Raw genomic sequence first — 5840 nt, forward strand, 5'->3', positions numbered from 1 at the left:
CAAGGCCACGCACTTTCTCGGCTTCCTCACCCTCGCTGCGGCATTGACGTGCTACAAGAAACTGGCGAAATCAACGACATGAGACACCGTCTAAGGGGTCCAAACTGGTGGGCAACCAGGCTTTGCGCGAAGTCGTGGAAGACGGGTTGTCGAAAAAGCACTCTCCCGAACAGATCTCCCACCGGCTCCGCAAGGATTTCCCCGACGACGAAAGTATGCGGGTGAGCCACGAAACGATCTACCAAGCACTGTATTTCCAGGCCCGTGGGGGACTCAAACAGCAAGTGCAGCAAGCCCTTCGGGCCGGCCGGACCCGACGCAAACCGCGGCGTTCGCCTGGGCAGCGGACCAACCGCGTCCTCGGCGAGATGATCATGATCAGCGATCGGCCGGCCGAGGTCGAAGATCGTGCGCTGCCCGGGAATTGGGAGGGCGATCTGATCACCGGGCGCTCGAACAAGACCGCGATCGCAACCCTGGTCGAGCGCACGACCAGATACACCATGCTGGTTCACCTGCCCGGTGGACACGACGCGGTGTCGGTGCGCGACGCACTGATCGACACGGTGTCCGCACTGCCCGCGCATCTGCGGGGTTCGCTGACCTGGGATCAGGGCACCGAAATGGCTAAACACAAGCAGTTCTCGATGGCCACCGACATGACCGTCTACTTCTGCGACCCGGCCAGCCCCTGGCAACGCGGCACCAACGAAAACACCAATGGTTTACTGCGCCAATACTTCCCGAAGGGCAGTGATCTGTCCATTCACGGACCCGAAGAGCTCGAATACGTCGCTCAGGAGCTCAACAGTCGTCCACGCAAAACGCTCGACTGGGATACCCCAGCCGAGCGCTTACGTGATCTACTTACCGCCTAACACCAGCAGTGTTGCGACGACCCCTGGAATCCGCCTGATCTCGGCCCGTTGATCTTCCGTGGAGTCGGAATCTTCATGACACCGAGGGAGACGGCAACCACGCCGACCAGTCCCCCTCGGGGTCGGTGGTTTGCCCAACCTCGATCAGATGACCGTCGGGATCGCGGATGTAGCAACGAATCTCGTACTGGTGCTGTTTCGGCGGCGTCAAGAATTGAGCACCCCGGGCGCTCCATTCGGCGTACACGGCGTGGATGTCTTCGACCCGGAGATTGAGGAAGCTGCTGACCCGGTTGGGGTCGCGTGGCGTCTCCAGGGTGACTGACGGCTTATCGTCGGTCGGGCCTCCGCCCACATTGATGATGATGAAGCTGTTGGCCAGTGCGACATAGATGGGCCCTCCGGAGAAGACCACCTTGCCGCCGAGCACTTCGGTGTAGAAGTGCTGAGAGCGCTCGACGTCGTCCGATACGATGAAATGGGCCGCCACAATTCCGGATCCGGGCGGTGTGGGTTCGACCAACTGGCACCTCCACTGGTTGGGACTCAAATCCCGCTCAAGACGGGGTCTGAAGCCGCTGTTGCGAAGATCGACGGTTCTCGTTTGTTCCACCGCACAGCCATCGACCTGACTAGTGCCTTTCGATCGCGCCTTCCGGCCCGTGTGCGGCACAGCTTGAAACCAGCTGTCCCACTTATCATCCCACGATGTCGGGTCCGACCGCCCGCGATCGGCTGATCCGTGATGACATCGGTCGGCCCCATGCCATCGCTCCACGGAGGCGTACTGAATTCGGCACCGACGAGTCGCGGCGATTCGCTGGGTGTCACCCGCCGAAAGGACTCATCCCCTGTTGGCACCGGATGAACTTGGTCATCAGGTCGGTGGGAGGCATTCCGGGCATAGGGGCGTTCAACACGACACTCATACCGACGAGACCTCCGATGATGGTTCCGGCGAGCATTCCGGGCATCAGTAACGGGAACCCGATCATCACTCCGATGGCCACCCCGATCGCCGCGCCGACCGTCGCGTTCCAGCAGTACATTCGCTGATCGGGGGTCAACGGTTCCTGGGCGATGCCGGTGTTCGTTTCAGCCGGTCCGGTCGAGGTCCCGTTGCACCGTTGAATATCGTTGTCCGACACTCCGTTCCCGGATGCGACGAACTCGGCACGTCGCGCCTCCAGGGTGCGCAACTCGGCAATGCGTGCTTTGTACGTTTCGATGACCGCATTGAATCTCTTGACCAACCCAAAAGTGGAAGCCCAAGTGGCGTATATAGATTCGATTAGGCTCGATCCGGTATCGGCGGCGTCGTCGGCGACCAGAACCCGCACCCCGCCGAATTGACCTCCGAGTGTGCACTTGTACGTGGAAACCATTGTGGCGCACTGGTGTTCTGATCGTATGAAACCTGGCATGGTGAAGACGGCTCGCAGGAAACTCCGACTGGGGCGGCTCGGATCCGCTGACGATCTGTCCACGGCACTGCGGACGGTGTCGGAGTTCAATCGCGTTATCGCCGCAACCGATACGAAGGTCGGATTGCTGCTGACCGCGAACGGATTCGCGCTGACCGGGCTGATCGCGGCCTCCCGCACGCACACGACCGTGCTCACGTGCGTGGTGGCCGCCACCCTCGGGGTGTCGCTGCTGGTGTGCATGTTGTACCTGGCTGCCACCTTGCGGCCGAACCTGCGTGGCGCCGATGCCGGGAACTGGTTCAGCTTTCCGACCTTTCCCACGGAGATCGACTCGCGGCCGAGCGCCGCGGTGCTGGCCGATCATGCGTGGCGGGAGGCCGCGTTGCTCGCCGAGATCGCCTGCGGCAAATACCGCAGGTTCGCGGTGGCTTTGCGATGGAGTGCGGTGAGCCTGATCGCGTTCGTGGTCTGGTTCATCGTGTCGTCGCTGCCGGGTCTCGGTGGTTGGCGGGTCGGTTGAGGTGAGGATCGCGTCGGCCCGCTGTGCAATTGCGTCAGGCGCCTTCGTCTTCGTCGTCCTCTTCGTCGTCATCCGGCTCGGTGTCCAGGGCACCGAGCGACGCTGTGTCCGCGATGATCGCTGACGCGGTCAGCTCGATGTCCGGCGCCGAGGCGGAACCCGCGACTGCGGTCGGCTTGGTAGCGCTGTCGATAAGTGCGTTGACCTTCGCCAGGAGCTGGTCGCCATCCCGCTTGTTCAGCATGCCCTTGTCGAGCAACAGGGTGATGATCTCCCGCGCGGACTGCTTGTTGATGTCCTGCTGGGCGATCAGCTGCTCGATCACCTTACCGACATCGTCCCTGCGGGAAGCGAGCTGAAGCGCGAACATACTGAGATCGCCCTCGCGCAGGGCGCCCCGGTAGTGCTCCATCCGGAGCTGCTCGCGCGCGATGTGGTTCTGCCCCTTCAAGTCGGCGACCTCGTGCTCGAACTTCGCATCGTGCAGCGCGACGTGATGCTCGGCGAGACGGCGTTCCGCGGCCCGCCGGTCCAGGGTCCGGTGCCGGAGGTGGCCGAGGGTTTCCGCGTCCGGTCGCAGCTGCACCCGGCATTCCAGCAAGGTCAGTCCGTGGCCCAATTCGATGGGGTGGGAAGCGAAAAAGGAATTCACATGTTGCTCGGCGTCGAGGAACCGGTCGACATCGAACTGGCGGCCCATCGCCCGAAGGTGTTGTTCGACGATTGGACGGTAGACGAACTCCGCAGCCCGCACATTGTCCCGGATTGCCCGCAACGGATCGGTGATCCGCCAGGACAAGTGTGTTTGGACGACGAAGTTGAGCGTGTGCTCGGAGGCGGGCACCTCGACCTGGAATGATGAGTGATGGACCGCGACATTCACCCAGAACACGCCGATGGGCCGGGATGCGAATATACCGGCCGATTTTCGTTCGATCGGCACCAAACGGCCGCTGTGGTCCAGCGAGACGGTCAGCCAATACCCGTCCGATTGCGGACGGAACTGACGCCAGCTTTCGATAGACATCGCCGAGTAGTAGACCAGCAGCTCCGGATTGTTCGCATTCATTCCGTTTGCTCCTTCGAGTCGAGTTGCTTCGAGTCGAGTTGTCCCATCGAATCCAGGATCGTCAGTACGTCCTGGACCGCACGCCGGGGTCCCTTGGGCTCGGCGGCCCATCCCCTCAGGTGATAGGGAAGAATCTCGTCGTCCTGCAAGGCATTTCCGAGATCGAACAGGAAGCGTGCGAGTGGTTCGCGCAGATTCGGGTCCTTCTCGGCGATGCCGACCCAGACCTGGATCTCCGCATAAGTTTCGGGCGGGTGGCCGGGGCTTTCGATGAGACGACCGAAGAGGGTGATGATGGCCTCACGGTCTGTCCCGGTCAGGCACAGTGCCACCGGCCACTCGTGCAGGCCCTGCTCGGTCCGCACGTACCGGTAGCGGCTCAGATCCAGCACGCATCGTAATCCGGTGTCGCGCAATCGAGGACGGGCCGAAGGCCCGGTCCAGCGCAACAGTTCGCCCAGGATTCGGTCGGTGAGTCCGCCCGACCAGAACAGCTGAGCCATCGAGAGCGACACGGCCAGCCGGAGTGCGAGTCGGGTGCTTCGCGCCGCACGGCGCAGCCGCGCAATGGCCGTATCGGGCATTGCCTGGCCGATCTCGCTGCCCAGGGTCCGCGCGGCGGTGACTCGCAACGCCAGTGGCTGGTCACGGTGCGACCAGGCCTCGAGCATCCGTGAAACGAGCGGGGCGAGATCGGAATACAGGAACGGGAACTGCAACGCGGCCATCGCGGCGACCCGGTCGGATCGTCGGCCGCTGCGCGCCCACGGTTCGATGACCACCGTGCGCGCATGCTCGAACTCGAAGGTGGACAGGAGCCCGGCTGCCACTCCCGCGTGCGCGCATACCCTGAGATCGGAGCTGCTCCCGAGTGCTCGCAGCCACTCGCGCATCAACTCGTGAGCGGTGTGATACTCCTGCCATACCCGATCGAGGATCTTGGGCGGGTAGCTGGGATCGGTGAATTCGACTACGTGGACCGGGATTTCACCGTAGATGCTGTACTCGGTGGATCGATACGCCCGCGCCCGCGCCGCAGCGATGAGTTCGCTGTTGCGTGAACCGAACACCGGCCATGCGGGCGTCTCGTCAGGCTGTTCCTCGCTGGCGATGACCCGAGTCAGCTCGCGGGCCGCGTCGGAGACCATGTACAGCGGCATTCTGTTGAAGACTGCCAGTGCGATCGCGAAGGCGCGTGCCTCCAAGCTGAGCTGTTCGTCGAACCACAGCCGGAAATCCTGACTGATCGCTGCGAGATGACGCTCGATGATCTCGGCGAGTTCGGCGCGTCCCTCGGCGACATCGGCCAACTCGTTGCCGAGCTCCGCGAGAACGCGGGCGGGTGGCCGGTCCTGGGTATATCTCGCCAGTAGCTGGACCACATCGGGGAGGTCGAGGATGTCGGCAGGGTCGCGGTCCAGATAGTATCGCGCATGGTTGCGGACCAGCTCGGTCGTATCGGCGGGATCGCCGGCGTCGAACAGGAATTCCCCGAGGTCGGGCGGAAGGCCGATGGCGTCGTCCAACAGCACGATCATCCGGCAGCCCTGCTCGCGCAGCCTGCTACTGAGCTGTTCGAGGTGGAATCGGTGCAGGTGAGCGACTTGATCGGGACCGAACGACTCCATCAGATATCCGGTGCGCTCGGAGAATTCGATCTCCAGTGAGCGAAGTTCCACGTCGGGTCCGAATGTGTACACGCTCGTCGTGGACTCTTCGTGCAGTGCGCGCAGTGCCATGGTCGTGCGTCCCCAGCCCTGAGGTGCGCGCAGTAGTAGTAGTAGTAGTAGTAGTAGTAGTAGTAGTAGTAGTAGTGACTGCGCGCCGATTCTGCGACGAATGTCCTGAAATGTCTTAGTGGTCATGCCCGCATGTTCTTCGGGGGTTCACGCGGCTGCCGGTGATGCGGCAGTCTGGTGGTCGCAGCCGGTGGGTTGTTGGGAGTG

5 protein-coding genes and 1 pseudogene are annotated in these 5840 nt (G+C 62.7%); 2 read left to right on the forward strand and 4 right to left on the reverse strand.

Annotated features, from left to right (window positions below; all coding sequences use genetic code 11):
* Positions 1-50: 50 nt before the first annotated feature.
* A pseudogene (locus ACIA76_RS43495) lies at positions 51-878 on the forward strand (IS30 family transposase); the annotation flags it as partial.
* A 73-nt stretch (positions 879-951) separates the two neighbouring features.
* Here the strand turns inward: ACIA76_RS43495 and ACIA76_RS43500 are convergent.
* The gene (locus tag ACIA76_RS43500; protein ID WP_397161418.1) at positions 952-1401 is read right to left on the reverse strand and encodes a VOC family protein; all 450 of its coding nucleotides are present in this window, start codon (positions 1399-1401) and stop codon (positions 952-954) included.
* A gap of 304 nt (positions 1402-1705) precedes the next feature.
* The gene (locus tag ACIA76_RS43505; protein ID WP_397161419.1) at positions 1706-2218 is read right to left on the reverse strand and encodes a hypothetical protein; all 513 of its coding nucleotides are present in this window, start codon (positions 2216-2218) and stop codon (positions 1706-1708) included.
* An 82-nt stretch (positions 2219-2300) separates the two neighbouring features.
* Here ACIA76_RS43505 and ACIA76_RS43510 point away from each other — a divergent pair, with 82 nt between their 5' ends.
* The gene (locus ACIA76_RS43510) at positions 2301-2825 is read left to right on the forward strand and encodes a hypothetical protein (protein WP_397161421.1); all 525 of its coding nucleotides are present in this window, start codon (positions 2301-2303) and stop codon (positions 2823-2825) included.
* Between the two features lie 34 nt (positions 2826-2859).
* On the opposite strand, the gene ACIA76_RS43515 is transcribed toward ACIA76_RS43510, so the two are convergent.
* Both ACIA76_RS43515 and ACIA76_RS43520 read right to left on the reverse strand, forming a co-directional pair.
* A complete protein-coding gene (locus ACIA76_RS43515) occupies positions 2860-3894 on the reverse strand; it encodes a hypothetical protein (protein WP_397161423.1) in 1035 nt (344 codons plus the stop codon).
* Positions 3891-5759, reverse strand: coding sequence for a hypothetical protein (locus tag ACIA76_RS43520; protein WP_397161424.1), 1869 nt, complete (start codon positions 5757-5759; stop codon positions 3891-3893). Before ACIA76_RS43520 ends, ACIA76_RS43515 begins: the two co-directional genes overlap by 4 nt.
* Positions 5760-5840: the final 81 nt, after the last annotated feature.

Origin of the sequence: Nocardia sp. NPDC051570, assembly GCF_044454005.1 — a bacterium.
Classification (GTDB): Bacteria; Actinomycetota; Actinomycetes; order Mycobacteriales; family Mycobacteriaceae; genus Nocardia.